We start from the raw sequence: 26,516 nt of genomic DNA on the forward strand, positions 1-26,516 counted from the left end.
GGAACGACGATATCTATATAGCGATGGCCACTAATAAAGAGCTGAACTCAGGGGCTATGGCCGCACCGGATTGGTCGCGTCGTCGCCAACCACCGTATTCCACGGCCTGACATGAAAGGCCTTCACCAGCCCATTGAGCACATACGGATCCACCGCCGCAAATCCGCTGACCGTCTCCGCGCTGTCGCACTTAAACATCAGTATCGCGTGATCCGCAGGGTCGGACAGGGCGCCGGCGATGACGATTTCGCCGCGTTGTTGCGCTTCCCACGCAAGCTTCAAGTGCTCGCTTCGGAACTCGGCGCGGCGCTCCAAATAGTCGGGTGCGAGGTCGTAGATCAGCAAATAGTGCACGTCAGGTCTCCGATTAGTCGTTTCGATGCAACTGGCATCTTACCTGATGCCGTGATACGCACGCCTGCACGCTTGATCGGCCTCAGACCTTGGTGGAACCCGGCCGCTAATCTGGCCTCGACACGACCACGCCAAGGTGAAAACCATGAAGACATCCGCGTCAGGCTTTGGATCAGGGAGCGCGGCGATTGCGCTGCCATTGGCGGTATGCGCCGCGGTGCTCTCCGCTTGCGGCGGCGGGAGCGACTGGTGCGATCCCAAGGACAAATGGAACCAGCCGGACCCGCCGCCGGCCCAGTTCACCGGCCTGTCGCTGGTCGCGGGCGACCAGTGCAATACCTGCGGCGGCAGCCACGATGGCACCGGCTCGCTGGCGCGCTTCAACGGCGCGGAAGGCATCGCCGCCGATGGCAAGGGCAATCTCTTCGTCGCGGAAAACGCCAGCTCCACGATCCGCAAGATCAGCGCGCAGGGCGTGGTCAGCACGCTGGCCGGCCTGGTCAACCAGCCGGGCGGCGTGGACGGCATCGGCAATGCGGCGCGCTTTCGCAATCCGACCCGGCTGGCGGTGGACATCAGCGGCAACATCTACGTCACCGATACCGGCAACTCCACCATCCGCAGGATCGGCGCGGACGGCGCAGTGGTCACCCTCGCCGGCCAGCCGGGCGTCTGCGGCAGCGGCGACGGCAGCGGCGCGCAGGCGCTGTTCTGCAATCCGAAGGGCGTTGCGGTCGACGGCTCGGGCGTCCTGTATGTGGCGGACACGCGGAACGACACGATCCGCCGCATCACGCCGACCGGCCAGGTGATCACCATCGCCGGCAAGCCGGGCGTGTGCGGCAGCGCCGATGGCGGCGTGGCCGTCGCCACCTTCTGCCAGCCCGGCGACATCACGGTCGACCGCTGGGACAATATCTACGTCGCCGACACCGGCAACAACACGATCCGCATGATCGACCCGCAGGGCCGCGTCTCCACGCTGGCCGGCGCGGCAGGTTCCTGCGCGTCGGCCGATGGGCCAAACGGCGCCTCGCGCCTGTGCGCGCCCAGCGGCATCACGGTGGATTCGACCGACAATCTCTACGTCGCTGACACCGGCAACAACACCATCCGCCGCATCGACGTCGGCAACGTCACCACCACCATCGCCGGCGTGCCGCAGCAGAAAGGCATCGTCCTCGGGCCGCTGCCGGGCGAGCTGGATGCGCCCACCGGCATCACCATGGATACCGACGCATCGGTGGCGCTCACCTCGCACAACCTGGTGCTGCGGCTGCTGCCGCCGAAATGACGCGAGCCGGCTCCCCCGGCAAATTTGGCCTGCGGCATGAGCCCGATCGAGCGCGCGATGGGCACCGTCGAAAAATACATGCCCTCGGCCGGACCGGTGCTCCACTGAACCCAAGGGCGCCGGCGCGTTGTAGCTTCGCCACGCTTTTGTCGAAACTACTGAACTAGCACAGCATTTGATATGTAGCGCACAGAAAATTGCGGTCCGCAGCGGTAAGCTGGACCGCATGAACACCACGTCGAAAAAAGTCGCGGCCGGCATGGCCGGATTTGCCAGCTTCCTGTGGCTGGGCCTGACAGCTGCGGTTGCTGCCAATCAGCGCCGACTGGTGTTCAATCCCGTGGCCGAGCGCGAGGTGAAAAGCCCGCGCAGCAGCGGGCACCGCACCCGCCCGGTGGTGCTGCGCGCCAAGGACGGCACCCGCCTGAGCGGCTACCTGATGACCCCGCACGTGCCCGGCACCCATCCGGCCGTGATGTATTTCGGCGGCCGCTCGGAGGAAGTGTCCTGGGTCGCGCGCGACGCCGGCCGCCTGTTCCCCAATATGACCGTGCTGGCCATGAACTACCGCGGCTACGGCGATTCGCACGGCGAGCCGGCCGAAAACTTCATGGTCGACGATGCCTGCACCATGTTCGACTGGCTGGCCGAGCACGGTTTCGTGGACGCCACCCGGATCGCCGTGGTCGGACGCAGCCTCGGCTCCGGCGTCGCGGTCCAGCTCGCCAAGGCGCGCCCCGTGCATTCCGTGGTGCTGATCACGCCCTACGATTCCGTGCTCGCGCTCGCCAAGCGGCGCTTCCGCGGCATGCCCGTCGATTACCTGCTGCGCCACCGCTTCGAGTCGATCAAGCATGCGCCCGCCCTCACCGCCCCCACCTATGTGCTGCGGGCGGAACGCGACGACATCATTCCCCACTCGCATACCGACCAGCTCGTCTCAAAGCTGGCCCAGCTGTGTGGCGACGACGTCATCCCCGGCTCCGATCACCTGAACATCCCCTATCTGGAGGAAACCCAGCAGCGCATCGCCAGCTTCCTGGCCGCCCGTTTCGCCACCGCGGCCCCCATCGCACTGCCGGCGCCGGTCGCCTGACGGCCGCCCAAGGCGCATTTATATTTGCACCAAATAAATTGCGCAGTAAAATCGTATTTGCCTTTCATAATCGCGGTGATGCATGATCTGACAGCATTGCGCGCCCGGTGGCGGCAATGCGATGCCCCTGCCGGCGCGAGCGGGCCGAGACAAATCGGCTTGCTTCCGGAGACGACATTGTCCCGCGAGGAAATACCCCACAGAGACGATGAAGCTTGCGTAGCCACTCGCAACGCAAGGCTTGCGCCGGGTACAATAAGGAAATTCCAGGAGCCAACAAACATGAAAATGAAGCATCTTTGCATGACGATCGCGGCGTTTTGCGTCGCCGGCACGGCTGCGGCGGCAGCCCCGAAACTGGGCATCGTGTATGACGCCGGTGGCAAATTCGACAAATCGTTCAACCAATCGGCCTACGTCGGCGCCGAGCGCTTCAAGAAGGAAACCGGCATCGGCTACCTCGAAGCGCAGGCCAACAGCGACACCCAGTCCGAGCAGGTGCTGCGCGGACTGGCGCGCAAAAAACTCGACCTGATCGTGGCCGTCGGCTTCTCGCAAAGCCAGTCGGTGCAGAAGGTCGCCAAGGAATTCCCGTCGGTGCATTTCGTCGTGATCGACGGCATCGCCCAAGGCAACAACGTCAACTCGGTGCTGTTCAAGGAGCAGGAAGGCTCCTACCTGGTCGGCGTGGCCGCCGCGATGGCGTCCAAGACCAACAAGCTCGGCTTCATCGGCGGCATGGACATCCCGCTGATCCGCGCCTTCGCCTGCGGCTACGGCCAGGGCGCCAAGGCCACCAAGCCGAAGGTCGAGATCCTGCAGAACATGGTCGGCACCACCAGCGCGGCGTGGAACGACCCGGCCAAGGGCGGCGAGCTGGCACGCGCCCAGTTCGAGCGCGGCGCCGACGTGATCTTCGCGGTGGCGGGCGGCAGCGGCATGGGCGCCCTGCAGCAGGCCAAGGAAAAAGGCAAGCTGGCGATCGGCGTCGACTCCAACCAGAACTACCTGCATCCGGGCAGCATGCTGACCTCGATGGTCAAGCACGTGGACAACGCCGTGTACACCGAATTCACCGAGGTGAAGAACGGCACCTGGAAGCCGGGCGTGACCTATCTGGGCCTGAAGGAAGGCGGCGTGGACTGGGTGGTCGACAAGGACAACCGCGCCGTGGTCAGCCCCGCGATGGAAAAGAAGGTGAATGAGATCAAGGCCGACATCATCAGCGGCAAGATCAAAGTGATCGACTACCGCGCCAACAGCTCCTGCCCGGTCTGATCTTTCAACTTAACCCGAAAGCGTTCCGCGCCGGCCCAGTCCGGCGCGGCGCGTTTTTGAACGCATAACGCAAGCCACTGAACATGCAGCCAGCCGTAGAATTTCGCAATATAAGCAAGGCCTTCGGGCCGGTGCAGGCGAACGCCGACGTCAGCTTCCAGATCGCCAAGGGTTCGATCCATGGCGTGATCGGGGAGAACGGGGCCGGCAAATCGACCCTGATGAGCATCCTGTACGGCTACTACAACGCCGACAGTGGCCAGGTCCTGATCGACGGCGTGGCGCGCGACATCCGCACCAGCCACGACGCCATCGCGCTCGGCATCGGCATGGTGCACCAGCACTTCATGCTGGTCGAGAACATGACCGTGCTCGACAACGTGATGCTGGGCGCCGAGGGCGGCTTCAAGCTCAAGGCCCAGCGCGCGCAAGTGGAATCCAGGCTGCGCGAGATCTGCGCCAAGTACCGCCTCGACGTCGATCCGCTCGCCACCATCTCCGACCTGTCCGTGGGCGCGCAGCAGCGCGTCGAGATCCTCAAGCAGATCTACCGCAGCGCCGAGATCCTGATCCTGGACGAGCCGACCGCCGTGCTGACCGCGCAGGAGACCGCCGCGCTGTTCGAGATCCTGCGGCTGTTCAAGGACCAGGGCAAGACCATCATCCTGATCACCCACAAGCTGCAGGAGATCATGGACATCACCGACCAGGTGACCGTGATGCGCGCTGGCCGCGTGGTGGGGGCGGTGTCGACCGCCGCGACCTCCAAGGAGCAGCTGGCCAACATGATGGTGGGCCGCCCGATCCAGAGCGAGCTGCCGCGCGCGCCCTACAATCCGGGCGCGCCAGTGCTGCGCGTGACCAAGCTGCAGCTGGAAGACGCGCAGAAGGTCAAGCTGCTGGCCGATATCGACCTGACGGTGCGCGCCGGCGAGATCGTCGCTATCGCCGGCGTGTCCGGCAACGGCCAGAGCGAACTGATGGAAATCCTGGCCGGCATGCGCCTGCCGACCTCCGGCAGCGTCGAATTCCTCGGCAAGGAGCTGCCGATCGCCGGCCGCGCCAACGCCGACGGCCTGCCCGCCGTGTTCCGCGAGATGGGCATCGGCCACGTGCCGGAAGACCGCCTGCGCGACGGCGTGATCAAGGATTTCTCGGTCATGCAGAACACCGTGTTCGGCTACCAGGACCGCGTCAAGAACCGTTGGGGCCTGCTCGACCTCGACGCCATCGGCAAGCGCTGCTCGACCCTGCTCGAAGCCTTCGACGTGCGCCCGAAGAACCCGGACCTGCGTATCGGCCTGCTCTCGGGCGGCAACCAGCAGAAGGTGGTGATCGCGCGCGAAGTGTCGGCCTGCCCGAAGCTGATGCTGGTCGGCCAGCCGACCCGCGGCGTGGACATCGGCACCATCGAATCGATCCACACCCAGCTGCTGCGCTTGCGCGACGAAGGCGTGGCGATCCTGCTGGTCTCGGTCGAACTGGAGGAAGTGCGCGCGCTGGCCGACCGCATCGTGGTCATGTCCGGCGGCCGCATCACCGGCGAACTCAAAGTTGAAGAATTCGACACCACCCGCATTGGCCTCTTGATGGGCGGGATGCACAAATCATGAAAACAGAACTGCCACGCTGGGTCACCGGCTTCGTCCTGCCCATCCTGAACCTCGTTTCGGCGCTGCTGGTCGCGGCGCTGGTCATCAAGCTGCTCGGCGAAAGCCCGGTCGAATCGCTCGGCATCCTGCTCAACAGCGCGGTGATGAATCCGGAAGGCCTGGCCTACACCCTGTTCTACGCCAGCACCTTCATCTTCACCGGCCTCGCGGTCTCGATCGCGATGAAGGCGGGCCTGTTCAACATCGGCGCCGAAGGCCAGATGTATGTGGGCGGCCTGGGCCTGACCCTGGTGATGCTGGCCTTCGACCATTCGCTGTCGCCGTGGCTGCTGCTGCCGCTGGCGATGCTGGGCAGCGCGGTGTTCGGCGGCCTGTGGGCCTTCATCCCGGGCTACCTGCAGGCCAAGCGCGGCAGCCACGTGGTGGTCACGACCATCATGTTCAACTTCATCGCCGCGAGCCTGATGAACTTCGTGATCGTGAAGTACCTGGTGCCCGAGGGCGAGCAGAACCCGGCCAGCCGCGCGTTCGCGGAAGCCGGCCAGATGCCGCGCCTGTCGACCTGGTTCGCCGGCGCCGACGGCACTTCGCCGCTGGGCGACGCTCCGCTCAACATCAGCTTCCTGATCGCGATCGCCGCGCTGGCGATCTACGGCGTGGTGGTATGGCGTTCCTCGTTCGGCTACAAGCTGCGCGCCACGGGCCTGAACCACAGCGCGGCTCACTACGCCGGTGTGTCGATCAGCCGCATGATCATCGTCACCATGCTGGTCTCGGGCGCGCTGGCCGGTCTCGGTGCGGTCAACTCGATCATGGGTTCGACCCATTACCTGTCGCTCAACTTCCCGGCGGGTGCGGGCTTCATCGGCATCGCGATCGCGCTGATGGGACGCCAGCACCCGGTCGGCATCTTCCTGTCCTCGGTGCTGTTCGGCGCGCTGATCCAGGGCGGCTTCGACCTGTCGCTGGAAAAGCCGAACATCCCGCAGGAGACCATCATCTTCATCCAGGGCCTGATCATCCTGTTCTGCGGCGCGATGGAGAACCTGTACGCGCCCGCGATGCTCAAGCTCGTGAACCTGAAACGCAAAGGATAAGCCATGCTGGAAGATCTTCACATTGCCAGTATCGTCGTCACCACCATCCGCAACGCGCCGGTGCTGATGTTCGCCGCGCTGGCCGGCCTGTTCGCGGAGCGCAGCGGCGTGGTGGACATCGGACTGGAGGGCAAGATCCTCGCCTCCGCCTTCGCCTCGGCCGCCGTGGCCTACGCCACCCAGAACCCGTGGTGGGGCGTCGTCGCCGCCATCGCCGTGTCGATCGCGATCGCGATGGCGCAGGCCTTCGTCTCGATCACGCAGAAGGGCAACCAGCTGGTGGCCGGCATCGCCATCAATATCGCGATGAGCGGGCTGACCTTCGTGATCGCGCAGTACTTCTTCCAGCAGGGCGGCCGCACGCCGGACCTGGGCGACGCGCGCTTCACCGACATTGTGCTGCCGGGCGCCGCCGCGTTGGCCAACATCCCCTTCATCGGCTGGCTGTACACCCAGGTGCTGGGCGGGCAATCGATCCTGGTCTACCTGGCCTTCCTGCTGCTGCCGGTGGTGCACTGGGTGGTCTACCACAGCCGTTTCGGCCTGCGCCTGCGCGCCTGCGGCGAGAACCCGCACGCGGCCGATGCGGCGGGCGTGTCGGTGACGAAGACGCGCTACATGGCGATGCTGGTGGCGGGCACGCTGTGCTCGTTCTCGGGTTCCTATCTCGCGATCGTGCAGAGCGGGTTCTTCCTGCGCGACATGTCGGCCGGCGCCGGCTACCTCGCGCTGACCGCGCTGGTGTTCGGTAACTGGCGTCCGCTGCACACGGTGCTGGGCTGCCTGATGTTCGCGATGTTCCAGGCGATCCAGATCCAGATCGAAGGCGTGGACCTGCCGGTGGTGGGGCGCATTCCGGGGTCGCTGATCCAGATGATTCCGTACGTGGTGACCGTGGTGGTGCTGGCGGGGCTGATGGCCAAGTCGGTGGCGCCGAAAGCGATCGGGCAGCCGTTCGTCAAGTCGCGCTAACGCTGCGCACGCAAAATGGGGTTCCCGCCTGCGCGGGAACGACGTTCTTTCTTTAGCTAGCGCTAGCTATAAACAGACCGTCGTTCCCGCGAACGCGGGAACCCCATTTCTCATGCAGCACCCGTCACTGCGCAATCTTCTTTCCGCTCTTGTCCAAGCCCTGCAAAGCATGCCGCTGCCCACTGGTCGCAGCAAACCACGCCGGCAGCACCCTGAAGGTGAGCGCCAGGTCGAAATCCCCGCCCACGCTCCCCTGGTCCATCGGCACAAACCCGCGCCGGTTCTGGAACCAGCGCATCCACTCGCTTGAACCCGGCGCCGGCGAATTGAGATACGGCGCCCCTGCCCCGCTGGCCGACGGCGCCAGCGGCATGATGAACGAGGCCATCCCCATCGCCGGATTCGACGTGTTCCACTGCGAGCTTCCATGGCACGACAGGCACGCCGTATTCGGCGCGTTCTGCACCAGCCTGCGCGACTGCCCCGCCACGAAGGAGATGTCGTTCCGCCCGTGGTCGTTAGGCCCCGACAAGCGCCCGCCCCAGCCCAGCGTCTCGAACGCATAGCGCGGCGCATACGGATTGATCCACGATTCGCGCAGCGGCGCATCGGCATTGTGCGTGCTGTTCACGAGCGGATCGTTGCCCCACTGCGCGCCCAGCGGCACCATCTTGTCCCAGATGCCGTAGCTGCCTTCGCGCGCGTTCCTGTCGTAGACGAAGGTGGCGAACACCCAGCCGGTGTCCGGCGCCGACTGCGTGTCCTTCACTACCACGTCCACCTGCAACAGCCGCAGCCTCTGCAGGCTTGGCTGGTCGGGCTGGCCGGTGGTCGCGTTGGCCGATACCATCGCCTGCCACGCCAGCGCGCCCTCCATCGCCGGCCACACGCTGGCGTCGGCAGTGGTGAACGCGAGCTTCACCGTGATCGAGCCCTCCGCATACTGCGTCGCCGCCGGATCGAGATTGGGCGCGAGCGCGCTGCGGTTCCAGATCTTGCCAAGGGTCTGGGCCGCGATGCGATTGTAGTAGGTGACGGTGTAGGTGGTGAATGGCTTGGCGAGCCGGGTGCGCGGGAACAGCGACGTGTCCACCGATCCGATCGCGACCGACAGGCCATGGATCGCTTCGCGCTCGGCGCCGAGCCAGATGTCGTTGTACCAGCCGCGCTGCTCCGCATTCCAGCAGCCGCAATCGTGCAGCAGGTCGCGCATGTCGCGCGCCACCGCGTCCTTCAGCGCGGCCACGTAGCCGGGCGCGTTGTAGATGCTGATCGGCTGGCCGCCGATCGCGCTGCGCCATGGCATGGCGGGCGCCGGCAGGTTGGCAGGATAGCGGTAGCTCAGCTTGAATGTCGGGCCGCGGTAGCCTGGCGGGAGGATGCCGTTGTGGTCGGCGTAGGGGTCGGCGGCCTGCGCCGACAGCACGAAAAGGGCTGCGCCAAGCCCGGTGCATAAGCGCCGCATGAACATATCGTGTCTCCGTTTGAAAATCGCGAAGTGTTCATTCTTGGTGTGCACACAAGAGCCCGGCTTGTGGCGGCGCAATGTTCTTGAGGATTTTACTCGTGCGCCGGCGCCGCCGAGCGGCCCAGCGTATAGGCCAGGCCGATGCCGAGCGAGAAGCCGGTGGCCTGCTTCATCAGCGGGCTGTCGCGGTTCGCCGCGCCTGCATAGGTCTCGTAGCGCGTGAAGCCGAAGGCGCGCAAGTCGCGATCGATCCGGTAGTAGCCGAACAGGCCGGTGCGCACCAGCATCAGGCCGCCCTTGGCATCGTAGGCGGGACGGCTGGCCGTCGCCAACTGCGGCGGCACGGCGTAGAAGTAGCGGTTGATGCGCGCGTCGCCGAACACGACGCCGAGCTGCCCTTCCCAGGTCCACTTGCCGCCGTCATCGCGCGTCGCATAGACCAGCCGCGGTTCGATGGTCCAGCCCTGGCGCCGCACGCCGCTCTTCAGTTCCATCACGGCGCGCAGCGGCAATTCGAAACGCAGGCGTGAACGCGGGCCGATGTCGGCCAACCTGAGCTTCAGGCGCGGGCCGAATTCGACCAGCGTGCCGAGGTCCGGCATGCCGGCGCGCGTGTGCACGTCGTTGGAATGCGCGGGCAGCGATGCGGCGAAGCCGACGTCGAATTCGGCGTTGTCGCTGCGCAGGAGGCGCGCGCCGATGCCCTGCTGGTCGGAGCGCAGCACTTCGCCGCGGTAGATCAGGAAAGGGAGCACCAGGCCGCGCCGCGACTGCATGTTCGCGCCCGGGTAGGCGGGCGTGTCGACCCAGCCGGCGCCAATGCCGGCTTCCCACAGGGGCTGGCGCGCCGCATCCTGCGCGAAGGCGGGAGCAGCGAGGCAGACGGCCATGAAGCCGATGAGTTCCTTATGCATGCTCATGGTTCGGTCGAGAGACGGAAACCGTATTGTATGAGCTGGGCGGCGACGGGCGCGCCCGGAACGGCAACCGTCGTTCCCGCGGAGGCGGGAACCCATGGACCGCGTGATTGCACACTCAGCATGGGTGCCCGCCTGCGCGGGGACGACGTGCAGTTTTACTTCGTCGGCCAGATCGCTTCCAGCACCGCCGCCAGGTGGTACCCCCCCTTGATCAGCTGGTTCTTGGCGATCGCGGAACTCGGCACCGGGTAATTGGCCGGCACTTCCATCGTCCAGGTGTAGTAGGTATCGCCCTTCTTCGACACCTGCTTGGTCAGCGGACCGATGGTGACGTCGGCATAGGCCTGCTTCGCGTAGATCAGCGAATCGTCGGCCCACTGGTACGGCCAGGTCGACACGTCGCCGGTGTTCGTGATCACGTCCGGGTGGCTGGCGATGACCACGTCCGCGAACTTGTCCGGGGTCTTGGTGCTCAGGCGGCGGAAGGCGTAGTTGACGGTGGTGCTGTCCCAGTACGAGTGGAAGGGCTTGCCCAGGTTCTTCGGCGCATCCGGGCGCTGCGGTTTCGGCTCGGCAGCCGGCACGCCGCCCGCCACCGCGGCCGCTTCGATTTTGGCGTCGTCGACCAGGAAGTTGTTCCCGCCGCGCGAATCGTAGAAGCCGACCGTGTCGACATCGCCCTGCTTGGCCGGCACCACGAACTTGCCGTCGGTACCGACGTAGGCCGCGCCCACGTGCAGCGGCTGGTGGATGTCGCCGGTCATGTGGGTCAGCAGGATCAGCGCCTGGCGCTTGGTGAAGTGGTGCGGGTTGGACTGCTCGTCGTCCTGGCCGCGCAGCACCGCGATCGCCTGCTTCAGCGTCTGCACGATATCGTCGTCGGCGGTTCCGACCGCGTGGTCATGGTAGTGATCCAGCTCGAACGGCACGTCGGTGTAGTGGTACTCGCTGTGCTTCGGGTTGGCGTTGACGTAGTCGATCATCTCCTGCGACTGCGGGCCGCAGTAATTGCCCTTCACGCAGTCCGGCCAGTTGGCGATCGACTCCAGCGATTCGCCCGGCTGCAGCAGCTCCTTGATGTGCTTCTCGGCGGTGCTGCCCTTCAGCAGTTTGTCGGCGATGGCGCCCACCGCACGGTGGCCGTCCGCACCCCAGGCGAATGCATTGGTGGACACGAAAGCGCCGGACAGCGCCAGTACACAAGCTAGTTTTTTCATTTCAGGTTCCTCGGTTGGACGGCTTATTGTTTCACCTTTTCGATGCGGGCGGACGGCGCCAGCGACGCCGCCGGCACGCCTGCGCCAGGGTGCTGCTTCAGGTACGCGATCAGTGCATCGAGGTCGCGCATCTGGGTGTCCACCTTGTTGGTGGCTTGTTTGAAGGCCGGGAACTCGTCCCCGCCTTCGGCCAGGAAGTTGTTGGCGACCACGCGGTAGGTCTTCGCGTCATCCAGCGGCGCGCCGTTCACCTTGACGCTGCCCGGCACGATGCGGCTGCCTTTCGGCTTGCTCTCGTCCCAGCGGTACGACAGCGCGCCCGACACCTGCAGGATCGAAGTCTCCGACGCAGGCGGACGGTCCCACTGCTGCTCCAGCAGCGCGCGCAGCTGGGCGCCGCTCATGTCCATCACCACCAGCGTGTTCCCGAACGGGAGTACGGCCTGGGCCTGGCCGAAGCTGACCACATTGTCGCTGCCCGCTTCGAGGTCCTTGCGGATGCCGCCCGGGTTCATGAAGCCGATCTGCGCGCCTTGTTCGCGCATCGCGGCCACGATCGCATCGCCGATCAGGTCACCCAGCGGTGACTCGCCGCTGGCGCTGTTCTTGCGCGAGACCACGGGCACGCCGATGTTCGAGACCGGCTTGGCCAGCAGTGCGGCGCTGCGCGCCTTCACCTTGGCCAGCAATGCCGACACCTTGGGATCGGCTTCGTATTCGCCCGGCTTGACCAGCACGTTGTGCGCATCGATCGCCTCGACCTTGCCGCTTTGCGAGTCCACCTTCATCTGCACCCGCGTGAGCAGGTGGCCCATCGATGCCGCCTGCGACACCACACGCCCGTCCACCTTGCACAAGTAGCCGGTGTGGCTATGGCCGCTGAACACCACGCGCACCGCCGGATCGAGCTTCCTGACGATGTCGACGATGGGGCCTTCCAGGTGCGCGCAGTCCTGCTGGAACGGCGAGGACTCCTTGGCGAAGCCGCCCTCGTGGATCAGCACCACGAACACCTGCGCACCCTTGGCACGGGCCTGCCCGACCGCCTGGTTGATCGCGGTGGCCTCGTCGCCGAAGGACAGGCCGCGCACCGACCAGCTCACCGCGACCGACGGCGTGCCCTGCAGCACCGCGCCGATCACGCCGACCTTGACGCCCTTGACGTCCTCGATGCGCCAGCCCGGCACCAGCAGCTGGCCGGTGGCGCTGTCGGTGACGTTGGCGGCCAGGTAGTGGAACTTGGCGCCTCCGAAATTGGGCTCCAGCTGGCACGCCTTCTCGGTGCGCATCGGCGAATCGCAGCCGCCGTTCTGCTGGCGCAGCAGTTCCTTGCGGCCGGCGTCGAATTCATGGTTGCCGAGCGAGCTGTCGTTCAGCCCGAGCAGGTTCATCGCCTCGATGCTCGGCTCGTCGGCCCACATCGACGACAGTGCCGGGCTGGCGCCGACCAGGTCGCCGGCGCCGACGAACAGCAGGTCCTTGTCCTCGCGCCGCAGCGCGCGCATGGTGCCGGACAGGGCTTCGATGCCGCCGGCCTGCACGGTCTGGATCTTGCCGTTGAGGTCCTTGTAGCTGTACTTGCTCGGCTCAAGGTTGCCATGGAAATCGTTCAGGCCGACGAGGTTCAGCTCGACCGGGCCGCGCGGCGCGCTGGCGCAGCCGGCCAGCGCCAGCGCGAGGGAGGAAACGAGGAGGCGACGCAGCATATTGTCCATACATCGAAAGTACAAGTGAAAACAGGCCCGAAGGCCTGTTCGATGTTACACGGTCCCGCTTGCCCGCGGCCTTGCAGCCGCGGGCAGGCCCGGTCGATTAGAAGTCGACCGACAGGGTTGCCGACGCGAAGCGCGGGGCGCCGAGGTAGTAGCGGATCGCCGAAGTCGAGTTCACGCCGTACTGCGGGTACTTCAGCGCGTTCGTTGCCGAGGTGCTCGACGGGTTGAAGTAGTGCTTGTTGGTGATGTTGCTGAGGTTGAAGCTCAGCTTCGGACGCTTGAACATGCCGAAGTTCGCGAAGGTATAGCCACCGTCGATGCCGAAGGTGGTGAAGCCCGGGGCGATCTCGTCGTTCATCAGCGAAGCCATCTGGCGGCTGGTGGCCTTGGCCTTGGCGCGGATCCAGAACGGACCGTCCTGGTACTCGGCCGACAGGCCGCCCTTCCAGCGCGGCGTGTTGATCATCTCTTTGCCGGTGGTCGGCAGGATGCCGCTGCTTGCCGTCTGCAGGTCATTCTGGACTTCGCTCTTCTGCCAGCCGATCGAGGTGTAGAACGACCAGCCGTGGATCGGCATGTTGTTCGCTTCGACTTCCCAGCCGCGGTTACGCACTTTACCGATGTTGGTGTAGGTGCTTGCGCTGGTGACCGGGTCGAACGAGGTGCCCTGGCGATTCGTGAAGTTCACGTCGAACACGGTCAGGGTGGCGATGTAGTTCTTGTCCTGGTGACGGTAGCCGATGTCGGTGTTCCACGAGCTCTCGGCCTTGACGTCGCGCATCAGGGTCGGCACGCCGTTCACGAGCTGCACGTTCGAACCGGTGTTGGTGAACACGTAGTTGGCCGGTGCGCGCATATTGCGGGCGATCGACGCGAACAGCTGGTCGTCGTTGGTGATGCGGTAACGCGCGCCCAGTTGCGGCAGCAACATGTGGTAGCTGCGGTTGATGTTGAAGGTGCCGTAAGCTGACGCGCCTTCGTTGGCGTAGTTGGTCACGTCGCGCTTGACGAACGGGGTACGCAGGCCGATGTTGAACACCGCCTTGTCGCCGACGTTGAAGGTGTCCTGCAGGAACGCCTGGTAGGCGGTCGAAATGGTCTTCGAGTTGCGGCTTTCGTATGCCTGGCCGGTCGGGCCGATGATCTTGCCGTTCTGCAGGTAGTCGTCGGTCGGGTTGCCGTTGGCGTCCACCGGCACCATTTCGCCGGTCTGCTTGTGCGAAGCGCGCTCGTACCACAGGCCGCCCAGGATGGTGTGGTCGCCGATGGTGTGGGTCAGCGAGATGCTCACGCCCGGACGGTTGGTGCGGGTCACGCTGGCGTTGGCCATGATGATGGTGTCCAGGGTGTCGCCGTCGCCGTTCAGGTCGACCGCGCCGGTCATCTTCTTGCTGACCGGATCGTACGGCAGGAAGGAACCGCTCTCGTTCACGGCCTTCTGCTGGATGCCGCCGTTACCGAAGCCATACCAGTAGTAGGGCACGATCTTCAGGTCGGTGTCCGAATTCAGGCGGAACTTGGCGGTGGCCGAGAAGATCGCGTTGCGGAACGGGTTCAGGTACAGGCCGTAGTACGGCGGGGTGTTCACGACTTCCTTCTGCGCGGTGCCCTTGACCGGGGTCAGGTGGCCGGCGAAGACCGAGCTGGTGTCGTAGTAGTAGCCGTTGTTCTGGATTTCCGACAGCGTCAGGTTGTTGATGCTGTTGTTGTGGGCCTCATTCCACAGCAGGGTCGCGTGGATGTAGTTGAAGCGGTCCCAGTCGTAGTTGAAGCCGGCGTCCAGGTGCTGGCGCTTGGCTTCGCCGGTGCCCTTCCACTTGTCGGCGTGGGCGTTCGAGACCGAGACGAAGGCTTTCGAACGCTGGTCCGCGAACAGGCCGGTGTCGTAGCGGACGAAGGTCTTGTACATGTTCAGCTGGCCCAGGGTCTGCATCACGCGCACGCGGCGGTTGCTTTCCGGGTTGCAGGTGACGATGCCGAAGTTACCGCCCGAGGCGCCCACTTGCGGCGAGTCGACGTCGGTCGAACCCTGGGTCACGAATTCGGAGCAGGTGTTTTCCTGGTCGACGTATTCCTGCGGGTAGACCGCGAAGTTGCCCGAGTCGTTGACCGGCACGCCGTTGATGGTGGCGCCGATCTGGTCGCTGTTGAAGCCGCGCAGGGTCAGGCCGCCACCGAACAGGCCGGTTGCGTCGTTGTTGTAGCTGTTCACGGACGGCAGCATCTCGAGAGCCTCGTATGCATTACCAGTCGGACGCTGCTTTTCCAGTTCCTCGGCGGTGATGGTCGAACGCGCCTTCGGTGCGTCTTCGGTAACCATCAGGCCCATGCCAATCTTCTTGCCCGTGATGATCACGGTCTTGTTGTCGGTCGGCGGCACGGTGGTCGAGTCGTTGACCTGGGCATTGGCCGTCACGGCCAGGCATGCCAGTTGGCAAGCCAGGGCGATCGAACTCAAGCGCAGCTTCGGCTGTTGTTTCAAATGCATTACTAACTCCCTAAAGTTTTTTATATGAAAAACGACAACGATCAAGCTTCTGGCCCGTCGTGAAGCCGCTCGAATGGCAGCCTTGTCCAGCTCGGCAGTTTAGAAGGCGGATGTGTCAAGCTTGTGACAACAAATGCATCGCTTTCGGAAACTTTGACAGCCCTAAGATTGCTATTAGGTCATCCTCGTTTCGATATTGCATGAGGCTGGTATGTATGACAAATATGTTTTAACGGGGCGATTTAGACGAATCCGATATATGTTTATTGCGATTTCGTCTTCCCCTGCTATCCCCGGTCGCAATTTTATAGATGAGCTATCCCGGGAGGAAAGTTTTTTTTCCCGAATGGCAAGTTATGCGAATTTACAGTGCAAAAATGTCGCAAGAAGGCGACATCTTCGACTATCAAAAATGCGGGCAGAAGGTTGCGCCGGCACGACAGGCCGGCGCGGGGGAAAAGCTCAGCGTTTGGCGCTGGCCGAGCGGTCCAGGCTGGCCACGCCGGCCTCGAAGCTGGCGAAACGCTGGTCGAGCTGGCGCTTCAGGCGCGCCTTGTCGGCGGCCGGGAGGAAGGAATAGCGGATGCTGTTGTACGAGGCGCGCTTGACCTCGGCGTAGCTGGGCTTGTAGCGGCTGGCGAACAGTACGTATTCGTTGGACAGGTTGTGGCGGGTGACGCCGGCGTCGTCGGTCGAGATCACGTAGGGCACGTTGTAGCGGCGGTACAGGGTGACCGGATGGTCGGCGCCGCGCACGCCGTTGATGAAGCTGTTCGAGGTCAGGTTGATCTCGACCGCGATGTCCTTCTCGCGCATGGCCTTCATGATGGCCGGCGCGTTCGGCTCGTGGGCCAGGTCGATGCCGTGGCCGATGCGGTTGGCATGGGCCACCGTGACCGCCTGGTCGATGTGGTCCTGCAGGCCTTCCGGCGGCACGTCGCCGAGCGCCAGTTCGCCGGCGTGCAGCGCCACCTTCACGTTCGGGTAGCGCGCTTCCAGGAAGCGGAACATCTTCATGTGCAGCGCATAATCGCGCATCGACACCGAATTGCTCTCCTGCCCGACGATATTCACGCCGACGATCTTCTCGCTGCCGCTGGCCGCCTTGAAGCCGGCCAGCATCGACGAGAACACTTGCGAGGGATTCAGGAGGCGCAACACGTAGGTCTGGTAGCGCATCGTGAAGTTCTGGTCGTCGATGCCCTTGGCGGCATCGTCGATCTTGGCCACGAAATCGCCGATCTGCTTGTTGAAGCCGGCGTCGTGGTCGAGCGTTTCCATCCAGCCGCGCATCAGGCTGTCGAAGGCGGCGTCGTTGCCGGCGGCGGCCCAGGCCTGCTGGTCGAAGTCTTTGTTGACCACGAATGGCGCCATCTTGAACATGGTCTCGATGTAGCCGACGTTCTCGGCGATCGCGCGCTCCTTCAGGCGCTGCAGGCCATCATGGAAATTGGTGTTGGAGACCGGCCCGAAGTAGCCGAAGGTCTGGAAGAACTGGCGGTCGGGCGGCGACTGCAGGGTGCCGTGGTTGTCGAAGTCCTTGCTCGACCAGCGCTGCAGCAGCTCGCGCAGCACGAAGTCGTCGGCGTAGACCTCGGCCGCGGACAGGCATTCGCGCTGGGCCGGCGGCTGCGCGCGCTCGGCGTCGATCACGTCCTTGCGGGTCTCGATCTGGTAGTTGAACTTGTTGACGCACCAGCCGTCCTTGTCGAGGAATTCCAGGTACTGCTCGGCGTACAGCGCGCCCGAGTAGTGGTGATGCAGGTCGCCGCCCTTTGGCATCTGGGTGAAGAACATGGTCAGCTCGGCCGTCTTCGGCTCCGGGCCGGCGATCAGCGCCGCGTAATGGCGGGCGGTGGCGGCCTCGTTGGCCTGCGGGCTCGCGGCCTGGGCGGCGCCGGCAAAGGCCAGCGCGACGATCAGGGCGCCGCTGCACAGATTCTTCTTCATCGATCGTTCTCTCTTTCGTTAAGCGGCGCGCTCGTGCACCTTGCGGCCTGCCGCATAGGTGGCGCGGATGGCGCGGTCGTCGCCCAGCAGCGCCAGCGCAAACAGCATCTCGTCCAGCGTGCCGCAATGCGCCGTGCGGCGCGCCATCAGCGGCGTCGCCTTGGGGTCGAGCACGATGAAATCGGCCTCGTTCCCGCTTGCCAGGCTGCCGATCACGCCCTCCAGCTGCATGCTGCGCGCGGCGCCCAGCGTGGCCAGGTAAAACATGCGCAAGGCCGGCAGGTAGCTGCCCTTTAGTCGCGCAACTTTATACGCTTCATTCATCGTTTGCAACATCGAGAAGGAGGTGCCGGCGCCGACGTCGGTGCCGAGCGAAAGCAGCGTGCGCGCACCGTCGGCCTTCTCGAAGTCGAACAGGCCGCTGCCGAGGAACAGGTTGGAGGTCGGGCACACAGCCGCCGCCGCGCCGGTGTCGGCCATGCGCGCGAAATCCTGCTCGTCCAGCCAGATGCAGTGGCCGAACATGGCGCGCGGGCGCATCAGCCCGAACTGGTCGTACACGTGCAGGTAGCTGCGCGAAGACGGGAACAGCGCGCGCACCCAGGCGCATTCGTCCGCGTTTTCCGAGACGTGGGTCTGGATGAAGGTGTCAGGGTAAGCACGCGCCAGCTCCGCCGCCGTGCGCAGCTGCTCGTCGCTGGAGGTGGGCGCGAAGCGCGGCGTGATCGCGTACAGGTTGCGTTCGCGCTTGTGCCATGTCGCGATCAGCTCCGCGCTTTCGCGGCCGCCGATGTCGGCGCTGTCGCGCAGGAAGTCCGGGCAGTGGCGGTCCATCAGCACCTTGCCCGCCACCATGCGCAAGTCGCGCGCTTCGCTGGCCTCGAAGAAGGCGTCGACCGAGGCGCGGTGCACGGTGCAGTAGACCATCGCCGTGGTGGTCCCGCAGCGCAGCAACTCGTCGAGGAAGAACTCGGCGACCGCGCGGCCATGGGCGGGATCGTCGAAGCGGCGCTCGGTCGGGAAGGTGTAGGTGTCCAGCCACGGCAGCAGTCCCGGCGCGGGCGAGGCGATCATGTCGGTCTGCGGGTAATGCAGGTGGGTGTCGATGAAGCCGGGCGTGATCAGCATCCCGCGGTAGTCGTGCACCAGCGCGTCCGTCGGCAGCGTGGGCGCGAGCGAGGCGTAGTCGCCGGCGGCCTGGATGCGGCCATCGGCGACGACCAGCAGGCCGTCCTCGTGCCACACGTGGGCGCGCTCGTCGAATGCCGGGTCGGCGCGAAAATACAGCAGGCTCGCGCGGTAGGCCTGCAGGGTCTGCGGTGCGTTGGACATCAGGATCTTTCTGAGGATGCGACTAGTTTCATGCCCGGTGCGGGCGCGGCCGCTTGCGCGGCCTGCGCTTCCCACACCGCGAGCAGCTGGGCCGCCACCGATGCGGCGATCACGGCGGGCTGCTTGCCGGTGATGCCGGGCAGGCCGATCGGGCAGGCCATCGCGTCGATGCGATCGCCGGGGATGCCGCGTGCGCGCAGGCGATGCTCGAACTGCTTGCGCTTGGTGTGCGAGCCGATCAGGCCGAACCAGCCCACGCCCTGGCGCGACAGTATCGCTTCGGCGAGGCGCTGGTCAAGTGCGTGGCTGTGGGTCAGGACCAGGTAGCTGGCGCCGGCGGGTGCGGTGGCGACCACGGATTCGGGGGTGTCGGTGGCTTCGACGGTCACGTTGGACGGCAGCTGCGGCGGGAACAGGTCCTCGCGCTCGTCGATCCAGGTGACGCGGCATGGCAGCTCGGCGAGCGCGCGGACGATGGCGGCACCGACGTGGCCGGCGCCGAACAGCAGCAGCCGCGCGCGCGGTGCGGCGACCAGGTCGACCAGCCAGCGGCGGCCGTCCTGTTCCTGCATCACGTGGGTGCCGCGGTGCAGCGCGAACGATATTGGCCCGTCGTCCCCGCGCAGGCGGGGACCCATAGAACCGTTGAGCAGCGTCAGGGCATACTCAGCATGGGTCCCCGCCTGCGCGGGGACGACGGAATTTCGGTTGGCGTCAAAAATGAAGCTGTCTGGTGCGCCGTCTAGCGCTGTCAGACGCCAGGTGTCGACGTCGGTGCGCGCCTTCAGCAGCGCCATCTGCGCGGCTTCCGCCAGTTCGAACGCCAGGTGCACCACCCCGCCGCAGCACTGCCCCAGGCTCGGCCCCAGCGCAAAACGCTCCAGCCTCCGCGCCTCTCCGCTGCCCAGCATCCCGCGCGCGATTTCCACCGCGCGCAGTTCGAGATGCCCGCCGCCGATCGTTCCGTACAGCCCCTGCGCATCGACCAGCATCTTCGCGCCCGGCTCGCGTGGACCGGAACCCTCGACGATCGCCACGGTCACCAGTACCGCCGGCCGCTCGCCGGCCTGTGCCAGCCAGGCGTCCATCACGCCGCCCTCGCCGCCTGCACGGCGGTGACCGCCTTCAGGATCTCTTCGCTGGTCGCGGGCGCGTTCAGCGGTGGGTTGACCTTGTGGCCGCCCACCGCAGAAATCGCGTCGCGGATCGCGAAGAACACCGAGAACGGCAGCAGCAGCGGCGGCTCGCCCACCGCCTTCGAGCGGTGGATACTGTCGGCCACGTTGGCGTTCTCGAACAGCCGCACGCGGAAATCCGCCGGGCAGTCCGACACCGCCGGGATCTTGTAGGTGGACGGTGCATGCGTCATCAGCCTGCCGCCCGCGTTCCACCACAGTTCCTCGGTGGTGAGCCAACCCATGCCCTGGATGAAGGCGCCTTCGACCTGGCCGATGTCGATCGCCGGATTGAGCGACTTGCCGGCGTCGTACAGGCAGTCCGCACGCAGCAGCTTCCATTCCCCGGTCAGCGTGTCGACCACGACTTCCGACACCGCCGCGCCGTACGCGAAATACTGGAAGGGATTGCCGGTCATGGTCGTCACATCCCAGGACAGCCCCGGGGTGGCGTAGTAGCCGTCCGACCACAGCTGCACCCGCGCAAGGTAGGCGGCCTGCGCCAGCTGCGCAAAGGGCAGCTCCTGGCCGTTGACGAACACGGTATCCGCCGCGAAGCGCACATCGGCAGCAATGCCGCCGAAGCGCGTCGCCGCGAACGCTGCGAGGCGCTCGCGGATCTGGCGCGCCGCGTCCTGCGCCGCCTTGCCGTTCAGGTCCGCGCCGGTGGACGCCGCCGTGGCCGAGGTGTTGGCGACCTTGCTGGTGTCGGTGGCGCTGATGCGCACGTGCGCCATGTCGATGCCCAGTTCATGCGCCACCACCTGCATCACCTTGGTGTTGACGCCCTGCCCCATCTCGGTACCGCCGTGGTTGACCAGCACAGAGCCGTCGACATACACGTGCACCAGCGCGCCGGCCTGGTTCAGGTGGGTGACGTTGAAGGCGATGCCGAACTTGACCGGCGTGAGCGCCAGCCCTTTCTTCAGCACCGGGCTGGTCTCGTTGAAGGCAGCGATGGCGGCGCGGCGCGCTCGATACTCGCTCGACGCCTCCAGCTGCGCCGCGATCTCGTGGATCACGTTATCGCGCACCACCTGTCCGTAGGGCGTGACGTCACGCTCGCCGCAGCCATAGAAATTCAGGCGCCGGATGTCGAGCGCATCGCGGCCCAGCGCGCGGGCGATTTCGTCGATCACGTATTCGATCGCGATCGCCCCCTGCGGTCCGCCGAAGCCGCGGAAGGCGGTGTTGGACTGGGTGTTGGTCTTGCCGCAGGCGGCGCGAATGTCGACGTCCGACAGGTAGTAGGTGTTATCGAAGTGGCAGACGGCGCGCGTGGCCACGGGGCCGGAGAGGTCGGCCGAAAAGCCGGCGCGCGACACCATGTCGACCTTGGCCGCGAGGATGCGGCCGTCGTCGTCGAAGCCGACTTCGTATTCGTAATGGAAGCAGTGGCGCTTGCCGGTGACGAGCATGTCGTCGTCGCGGTCGGCGCGCAGCTTGACCGGGCGTCCGAGCTTGGCCGCCGCAATCGCCGCCGACGCGGCCCACAGCGCCGATTGCGACTCCTTGCCGCCAAAGCCGCCGCCCATGCGCCGGCATTCGACCCGTACGTGGTGCGAGTGCAGCCCGAGCGCATGCGCGACCACGTGCTGCATCTCGCTGGGGTGCTGGGTCGAGCAAAGCACCTGCATGCCACGGTCCTCCGCCGGGATGGCGTAGGCGATCTGGCCTTCGAGGTAGAACTGTTCCTGGCCGCCGACGTACAGCTCGCCCTTGACCTTGCGCGGCGCGCCGGCGAAGGCAGCTTCGGCGTCGCCGCGCGCCAAGTGCATCGGCGGCAGCACGTAAGCCTGGGCGGCGCGCGCTGCCTGCGGCGTCAGGATCGCCGGCAGCTCCTCGTAGCTGACTTGCGCCAGCCGTGCGGCGCGGCGCGCGTTGTCGTGGGTGTCGGCGACCACGATGAAGATCGGTTGGCCGACGTACTGCACCAGGCCGTCGGCGAGGATCGGGTCGTCGTGGATGATCGGTCCGCAGTCGTTGGCGCCGGGGATGTCGGCGGCGGTGTAGACCGCGACCACGCCGCGGCCGGCGCGCACCGGCCCGAGGTCGATCGCGATGATCTTCGCGTGCGGCTTGGCCGACAGGCCGAGCGCGGCGTGCAAGGTGCCGCGCAGCTCGGCCACGTCGTCGGTATAGTTGGCCTGGCCCAGCACGTGCAGCGCGGCCGATTCGTGCGCGCGGCCGACGCCTACCGCGGTCCATTCGGCGGCCTTCAATACCGGAGTGCCTGCGTCATTCATCGTCCAGCCTCCTCAGGCGCCGAGCGCGAAAGCGTTGACCGCTTCGCGCGGCAGCGGGTCATCGATGCGCGTCTCCAGCCAGAAGCGGCGCAGGAGGTTCTGCGCGGCCTGCATGCGGTAGGCCGACGAGGCGCGCATGTCCGACAGCGGCGCGTAGTCCTGCGCCAGCGCGGCCGTCGCGGCCCGCAGCGTGTCTTCGGTCCAGCTGGCGCCGAGCAGCACCTTTTCGGCCAAGGCCGCGCGCTTGGGCGTCGCCGCCATGCCGCCAAAGGCGATGCGGGCGCTGGCGATGCGCTCGCCATCGAAGCTGATCGCGAACGCGGCGCACACCGCCGAGATATCCTGGTCAAAGCGCTTGGACAGCTTGTAGGTCCGGAAGCGCAGGCCCGGTTGCGGTAGCGGCACCCGCACGGCCTGCACGAATTCGTCCGGCCGCATGTCTTTCTGCTGGTAGCCGAGGTAGAAGTCTTCCAGCGCCAGCACACGTTCGCCCTGCGGCCCGCGCAACACGACCTGGCTGCCGAGCGCGATCAGCCAGGGCATCGAATCGCCGATCGGCGAGCCGTTGGCGACGTTGCCGCCCAGCGTGCCGGCGTTGCGGATCGGGAGCGAGGCGAAACGCCGCCACATCTCGGTCAACTCCTGGGGATGGTGGCGGCAAACCGCGCCGTAGGCTTCGTTGAGGGTGGCGCCGGCGCCGATCTCGATCATGCCTTCGCGTTCGGCGATGGTCTTCAGTTCGGCCACCTGGCCGAGGTAGATGATTTCGCCCAGCTCGCGCATCTGCTTGGTCACCCACAAGCCGACGTCGGTGCAGCCGGCGAGCAGCACGGCCTGCGGATGGGCGCTGCGCAGCGCGACCAGTTCCGCCATGGTTCGCGGCGCGAAGAAGCGTTTGCCGTCGCCGGCGTAGTCGAAGCCCTCGCCACGCTGCAGCGCCGCCAGCTGGCCGGCCAGCGCCGCCTCGTCGAATTCCACTTTCGGCAGTTCGCACATGCGGCGCGCCGCATCGATGATGGGGCGGTAGCCGGTGCAGCGGCACAGGTTGCCGGAGAGCGCGTCGTCCACCTGCGCGCGCGTCGGCGCCGCACCGTCCTGTTTTAAATAGAGTCCCCACAGCGACATCGCGAAGCCCGGCGTGCAGAAGCCGCACTGGGAGCCGTGGCATTCGACCAGCGCCTGCTGGACCGGATGCAGGGCGCCATCGGGCTGCCGCAGGTCTTCGACCGAGAACAGGGCCTTGCCGTCGAGGGTGGGCAGGAACTGGATGCAGGAATTGACGGCCTTCAGTTCGACCCGCCCTTCTTCCAGCGAGCCGACCACCACCGTACAGGCGCCACAGTCGCCTTCGGCACAGCCCTCCTTGGTGCCGGTGCAATGCAGATCCTCCCGCAGGTGCTGCAGGATGGTGCGCGTGGGCGCCGCGCCGGCTACTTCGTGGACGGCGCCCTGATAATAGAAACGGATCGGATCTGACATTGTTGTCTCGGTTTTAACCCAAGCTGCAAGGTTAACATCCGGCCCCGTCGAGCTTATATCGAACTTCTGATTTGGCTTATACCATATCGCGTATGGCCACGAATATCGTTCCCAAGCTAAAAGTATATATCGCTGATCTTATATTGTCAGAAGCACATCCGTATATCATCGCCTGTCATTTGTAACAGGAAGCGACAATGGGAAAACTCAGCACCCACGTGCTCGACACGGCGCACGGCTGGCCCGGCGCGGGCGTGAAGATCGAGCTGTTCCGGCTCGACGGTGGCGACCGCCGGCTGGTCAAACAGGATGAAACCAACAAGGACGGCCGCTGCAACGCCCCGCTGCTGGAAGGCGATGCCCTGCTTGCCGGGCAATACGAACTGGTTTTCCACGCCGGCGATTATTTCGCGGCCCAAGGCGCGCCGATGACGGAGCCGCGCTTCCTCGACCGCATCACGATTGCCTTCGGTATTGCCGACCCGTCGCAGAACTACCATGTGCCGCTGGTGGTCACGCCCTGGTCCTATTCCACCTACCGCGGCAGCTGACGCCAGCCGAACGCTGGGCGACAGCCAAACTTGCTATCCTTTCCCTGACAGCATCGGGAGAGAACATGGCATTGCACATCGTCCACTTCATCGGGCCGATCAACCAGCATTCCGCGTGCACGGTGCGCAACTTGTGCCTGCAGGCCCTACAGAGCGGGGCCAGCGAGATCGAGCTGCACATGTCGACCGAGGGCGGCAATATGACGGCCGGCTTCGCGCTGTATTTTTTCCTGAAGTCGCTGCCGCTGCCGCTGACCACGCATAACATCGGCAGCGTCGAATCGGTCGGCGTGCCGATCTTCCTCGCCGCCGGCAAGCGCTATGCCTGTCCCGGCACCCGCTTCCTCGTGCATCCGCTGCACTGGGGCTTCGGCAACCTGGTGGCGGCCGACCACGCGCGCGTGTCCGAGTGGCGCGAATGCCTCGATTTCGATGCCGAACGCTATGCCCGCATCTTCGACGAGGCCACCAGCGATGCCGGCGTCCCCTCCGATATCCGCGCCAACCTGTACGGCAATGCGCGCATCTTCGATGCCGACGAAGCACTGGCAGCCGGCATCATCCACAGCGTGGTGCAGGCGCGCTTGCCGGAAGCCGGCGTCACCTCGCACTGGTGGAACTGAAGCCAGCCCCCCAACTTGCAGCGTTGATAAGCTTCGCATAGAATCGGCCTTTGCGGCCATGCTTCCGAGCACCGCAAGCGCTGCGGCAAGACGCCGCGCGCGCAAGCCAGACCCCACATTTCTTTCACGGTGAGCCTTGGATACCGTACCGCTTTGGGCGCTCGTCCTCGCACTCGTCCTGTTGATTCTCTGCTCGGCCTTTTTCGCGATGGCCGAAACGGCCCTGATGGCCGCCAACAAGTACCGCCTGCGCCACCTGGCCAAGCGCGGCAACCGCCGTGCGATCACCACGCTGTGGCTGCTCGACCGCACCGACAAGCTGCTGTCGCTGGTGCTGATCGCCAACACGCTGATCAATGCGATGGCCACCGCGCTGGTGACCGCCATCGCGATCCTGTTCTTCGGCCACGAAGAAAGCGTGATCACCATCGCCACCGCGGTGGTGGCCTTCCTGCTGATCGTGTTCGCGGAAATTTCGCCGAAGGTGATCGGGGCCACGCATCCGGAGTACATCTCGCTGTCGTCCAGTTTCCTGCTGAAATGGCTGATGGGCGTGGCCAAGCCGGTGATCTGGTTCGTCAACCTGTTCGTGTCGACCATCCTGCGGCCCTTCGGCATCCGCTCCGGCGAAAGCGGGCACCAGCACCGGCTGTCGCCGGAGGAATTGCGCTCGATCGTCCTCGAAGGCGGCAACTTCATTCCGCAGAAACACAAGAGCATCCTGCTCAACCTGTTTGACTTGGAAAAGATTTCGGTCGAGGACGTGATGACGCCGCGCGCCCAGATCGAGGCCCTGAACCTGGCCCAGCCGATCGAAGAGATCAAGAACGAGCTGGCGACGTGTTATCACAACAAGCTGCCGGTCTACGAAGGCGAGATCAACAAGATCCTCGGCATCCTGCACGTGCGCAAGGCGGTCGGCCTGCTGAACCAGACCGAGGACTTGACCGTCGAACATTTCCGCGAACTGCTGACCGAGCCCTACTACATCCCCCAGGACACCGGTGTATTTACTCAGCTCCAGTATTTCCAGGAAAACCGCGAACGCCTCGGCATCATCGTCGACGAATACGGCGAAGTGCAGGGACTGGTGACGCTGGAAGACATCATCGAGGAAATGATCGGCGACTTCACCACCTCGATGCCGGGCGCCGGCGGCAGCGACAGCATGCGCTGGAATGCGCAGGGCGAATGCCTGCTGGAAGCGACCACGCCGTTGCGCGACATCAACAAGCACCTCGGCCTGAACCTGCCGACCGACGGCCCCAAGACCATCAACGGCCTGCTGCTGGAGCAGCTGCAGGACATCCCCGATGCGCCGATCGCGCTCAAGATCGGCAACTGCGTGATCGAAGTGGTGCAGGTGCAGAACCAGGCCATCAAGGTCGTCAAACTGCTGCGGCCGAGCGGACGCCGCCAGCAACTCGCGGCCTGATCCGGTTCGCCGGCGCACCGCCTGCCATTATCGAAGTGGCAGTACACTTGACTTTATACAAAGCGAGTGGGCGGCGCCGGCGCACCATGCGATTTTCGGCTGCGTGGTGCAGGCGCATCTTTCCCACGCCACAAGGCTTTACAAAAGTTTTTCCCAGAGGCATCATCCGAAAGTCCGCCGGGGCAGATCATGCGCTGTCCGGTGATTTCGTCC

Annotated in this window: 20 protein-coding genes; 9 read left to right on the top strand and 11 right to left on the bottom strand. The window is 65.3% G+C overall.

Annotated features, from left to right (window positions below):
- Positions 1–54: 54 nt before the first annotated feature.
- The gene (locus tag NX778_RS15605; protein WP_258812685.1) at positions 55–354 is read right to left on the bottom strand and encodes a YciI-like protein; all 300 of its coding nucleotides are present in this window, start codon (positions 352–354) and stop codon (positions 55–57) included.
- 145 nt (positions 355–499) lie between these two features.
- On the opposite strand from NX778_RS15605, the gene NX778_RS15610 reads away from it, so the two are divergent.
- From NX778_RS15610 to NX778_RS15635, 6 genes are all read left to right on the top strand, one after another.
- Complete coding sequence (locus tag NX778_RS15610) at positions 500–1,648, top strand: NHL repeat-containing protein (protein WP_258812686.1); 1,149 nt, start codon at positions 500–502, stop codon at positions 1,646–1,648.
- 226 nt (positions 1,649–1,874) lie between these two features.
- The gene (locus tag NX778_RS15615; protein WP_258812687.1) at positions 1,875–2,744 is read left to right on the top strand and encodes an alpha/beta hydrolase; all 870 of its coding nucleotides are present in this window, start codon (positions 1,875–1,877) and stop codon (positions 2,742–2,744) included.
- A gap of 282 nt (positions 2,745–3,026) precedes the next feature.
- Entirely contained in the window at positions 3,027–4,022 is a 996-nt protein-coding gene (locus NX778_RS15620) for a BMP family lipoprotein (protein ID WP_258812688.1), read from the top strand.
- A gap of 83 nt (positions 4,023–4,105) precedes the next feature.
- On the top strand, positions 4,106–5,635 hold the full coding sequence (locus NX778_RS15625) for an ABC transporter ATP-binding protein (protein WP_258812689.1): 1,530 nt from the start codon (positions 4,106–4,108) through the stop codon (positions 5,633–5,635).
- Entirely contained in the window at positions 5,632–6,732 is a 1,101-nt protein-coding gene (locus NX778_RS15630; protein ID WP_258812690.1) for an ABC transporter permease, read from the top strand. The genes NX778_RS15625 and NX778_RS15630 overlap by 4 nt, the downstream gene beginning before the upstream one ends.
- 3 nt (positions 6,733–6,735) lie before the next feature.
- On the top strand, positions 6,736–7,704 hold the full coding sequence (locus tag NX778_RS15635) for an ABC transporter permease (protein WP_258812691.1): 969 nt from the start codon (positions 6,736–6,738) through the stop codon (positions 7,702–7,704).
- A 124-nt stretch (positions 7,705–7,828) separates the two neighbouring features.
- On the opposite strand, the gene NX778_RS15640 is transcribed toward NX778_RS15635, so the two are convergent.
- From NX778_RS15640 to xdhA, 10 genes are all read right to left on the bottom strand, one after another.
- A complete protein-coding gene (locus tag NX778_RS15640; protein WP_258812692.1) occupies positions 7,829–9,169 on the bottom strand; it encodes a hypothetical protein in 1,341 nt (446 codons plus the stop codon).
- Positions 9,170–9,264: 95 nt separating this feature from the next.
- Positions 9,265–10,092 (bottom strand): MipA/OmpV family protein, encoded by an 828-nt coding sequence (locus NX778_RS15645; protein WP_258812693.1) that lies wholly within the window; start codon positions 10,090–10,092, stop codon positions 9,265–9,267.
- A 155-nt stretch (positions 10,093–10,247) separates the two neighbouring features.
- Positions 10,248–11,309: a S1/P1 nuclease gene (locus tag NX778_RS15650; protein ID WP_258812694.1), complete on the bottom strand. Its 1,062-nt coding sequence runs from the start codon at positions 11,307–11,309 to the stop codon at positions 10,248–10,250.
- Positions 11,310–11,332: 23 nt separating this feature from the next.
- Complete coding sequence (locus NX778_RS15655) at positions 11,333–13,024, bottom strand: bifunctional metallophosphatase/5'-nucleotidase (protein WP_258812695.1); 1,692 nt, start codon at positions 13,022–13,024, stop codon at positions 11,333–11,335.
- Between the two features lie 97 nt (positions 13,025–13,121).
- The gene (locus tag NX778_RS15660; protein WP_258812696.1) at positions 13,122–15,512 is read right to left on the bottom strand and encodes a TonB-dependent receptor; all 2,391 of its coding nucleotides are present in this window, start codon (positions 15,510–15,512) and stop codon (positions 13,122–13,124) included.
- Between the two features lie 462 nt (positions 15,513–15,974).
- On the bottom strand, positions 15,975–17,462 hold the full coding sequence (locus tag NX778_RS15665) for an amidohydrolase family protein (RefSeq protein ID WP_258812697.1): 1,488 nt from the start codon (positions 17,460–17,462) through the stop codon (positions 15,975–15,977).
- Between the two features lie 18 nt (positions 17,463–17,480).
- The gene (guaD, locus tag NX778_RS15670) at positions 17,481–18,794 is read right to left on the bottom strand and encodes a guanine deaminase (RefSeq protein WP_258812698.1); all 1,314 of its coding nucleotides are present in this window, start codon (positions 18,792–18,794) and stop codon (positions 17,481–17,483) included.
- Complete coding sequence (gene xdhC / locus NX778_RS15675) at positions 18,794–19,882, bottom strand: xanthine dehydrogenase accessory protein XdhC (protein ID WP_258812699.1); 1,089 nt, start codon at positions 19,880–19,882, stop codon at positions 18,794–18,796. Before xdhC ends, guaD begins: the two co-directional genes overlap by 1 nt.
- Positions 19,882–22,215 (bottom strand): xanthine dehydrogenase molybdopterin binding subunit, encoded by a 2,334-nt coding sequence (xdhB, locus tag NX778_RS15680; RefSeq protein WP_258812700.1) that lies wholly within the window; start codon positions 22,213–22,215, stop codon positions 19,882–19,884. Before xdhB ends, xdhC begins: the two co-directional genes overlap by 1 nt.
- Before the next feature lie 12 nt (positions 22,216–22,227).
- Entirely contained in the window at positions 22,228–23,694 is a 1,467-nt protein-coding gene (gene xdhA / locus NX778_RS15685) for a xanthine dehydrogenase small subunit (protein WP_258812701.1), read from the bottom strand.
- Between the two features lie 197 nt (positions 23,695–23,891).
- On the opposite strand from xdhA, the gene uraH reads away from it, so the two are divergent.
- From uraH to NX778_RS15700, 3 genes are all read left to right on the top strand, one after another.
- Complete coding sequence (uraH, locus tag NX778_RS15690; RefSeq protein ID WP_258812702.1) at positions 23,892–24,245, top strand: hydroxyisourate hydrolase; 354 nt, start codon at positions 23,892–23,894, stop codon at positions 24,243–24,245.
- A 65-nt stretch (positions 24,246–24,310) separates the two neighbouring features.
- Complete coding sequence (locus NX778_RS15695) at positions 24,311–24,868, top strand: ClpP family protease (RefSeq protein ID WP_258812703.1); 558 nt, start codon at positions 24,311–24,313, stop codon at positions 24,866–24,868.
- A gap of 136 nt (positions 24,869–25,004) precedes the next feature.
- Positions 25,005–26,303: an HlyC/CorC family transporter gene (locus NX778_RS15700; RefSeq protein WP_258812704.1), complete on the top strand. Its 1,299-nt coding sequence runs from the start codon at positions 25,005–25,007 to the stop codon at positions 26,301–26,303.
- Positions 26,304–26,516 lie beyond the last annotated feature (213 nt).

It is taken from the genome of Massilia terrae (genome assembly GCF_024753145.1).
Lineage (GTDB): Bacteria > Pseudomonadota > Gammaproteobacteria > Burkholderiales > Burkholderiaceae_D > Telluria > Telluria terrae.

Coding starts and splice junctions, on each gene's coding strand:
- uraH (WP_258812702.1), top strand. CDS start 23,892: ATGGGAAAACTCAGCACCCACGTGCTCGACACGGCGCACGGCTGGCCC.
- xdhA (WP_258812701.1), bottom strand. CDS start 23,694: ATGTCAGATCCGATCCGTTTCTATTATCAGGGCGCCGTCCACGAAGTA.
- NX778_RS15695 (WP_258812703.1), top strand. CDS start 24,311: ATGGCATTGCACATCGTCCACTTCATCGGGCCGATCAACCAGCATTCC.
- NX778_RS15620 (WP_258812688.1), top strand. CDS start 3,027: ATGAAAATGAAGCATCTTTGCATGACGATCGCGGCGTTTTGCGTCGCC.
- NX778_RS15610 (WP_258812686.1), top strand. CDS start 500: ATGAAGACATCCGCGTCAGGCTTTGGATCAGGGAGCGCGGCGATTGCG.
- xdhB (WP_258812700.1), bottom strand. CDS start 22,215: ATGAATGACGCAGGCACTCCGGTATTGAAGGCCGCCGAATGGACCGCG.
- NX778_RS15650 (WP_258812694.1), bottom strand. CDS start 11,309: ATGAAAAAACTAGCTTGTGTACTGGCGCTGTCCGGCGCTTTCGTGTCC.
- NX778_RS15655 (WP_258812695.1), bottom strand. CDS start 13,024: ATGGACAATATGCTGCGTCGCCTCCTCGTTTCCTCCCTCGCGCTGGCG.
- NX778_RS15660 (WP_258812696.1), bottom strand. CDS start 15,512: ATGCATTTGAAACAACAGCCGAAGCTGCGCTTGAGTTCGATCGCCCTG.
- NX778_RS15665 (WP_258812697.1), bottom strand. CDS start 17,462: ATGAAGAAGAATCTGTGCAGCGGCGCCCTGATCGTCGCGCTGGCCTTT.
- NX778_RS15625 (WP_258812689.1), top strand. CDS start 4,106: ATGCAGCCAGCCGTAGAATTTCGCAATATAAGCAAGGCCTTCGGGCCG.
- NX778_RS15635 (WP_258812691.1), top strand. CDS start 6,736: ATGCTGGAAGATCTTCACATTGCCAGTATCGTCGTCACCACCATCCGC.
- NX778_RS15630 (WP_258812690.1), top strand. CDS start 5,632: ATGAAAACAGAACTGCCACGCTGGGTCACCGGCTTCGTCCTGCCCATC.
- NX778_RS15645 (WP_258812693.1), bottom strand. CDS start 10,092: ATGAGCATGCATAAGGAACTCATCGGCTTCATGGCCGTCTGCCTCGCT.
- xdhC (WP_258812699.1), bottom strand. CDS start 19,882: ATGGACGCCTGGCTGGCACAGGCCGGCGAGCGGCCGGCGGTACTGGTG.
- NX778_RS15640 (WP_258812692.1), bottom strand. CDS start 9,169: ATGCGGCGCTTATGCACCGGGCTTGGCGCAGCCCTTTTCGTGCTGTCG.
- NX778_RS15615 (WP_258812687.1), top strand. CDS start 1,875: ATGAACACCACGTCGAAAAAAGTCGCGGCCGGCATGGCCGGATTTGCC.
- guaD (WP_258812698.1), bottom strand. CDS start 18,794: ATGTCCAACGCACCGCAGACCCTGCAGGCCTACCGCGCGAGCCTGCTG.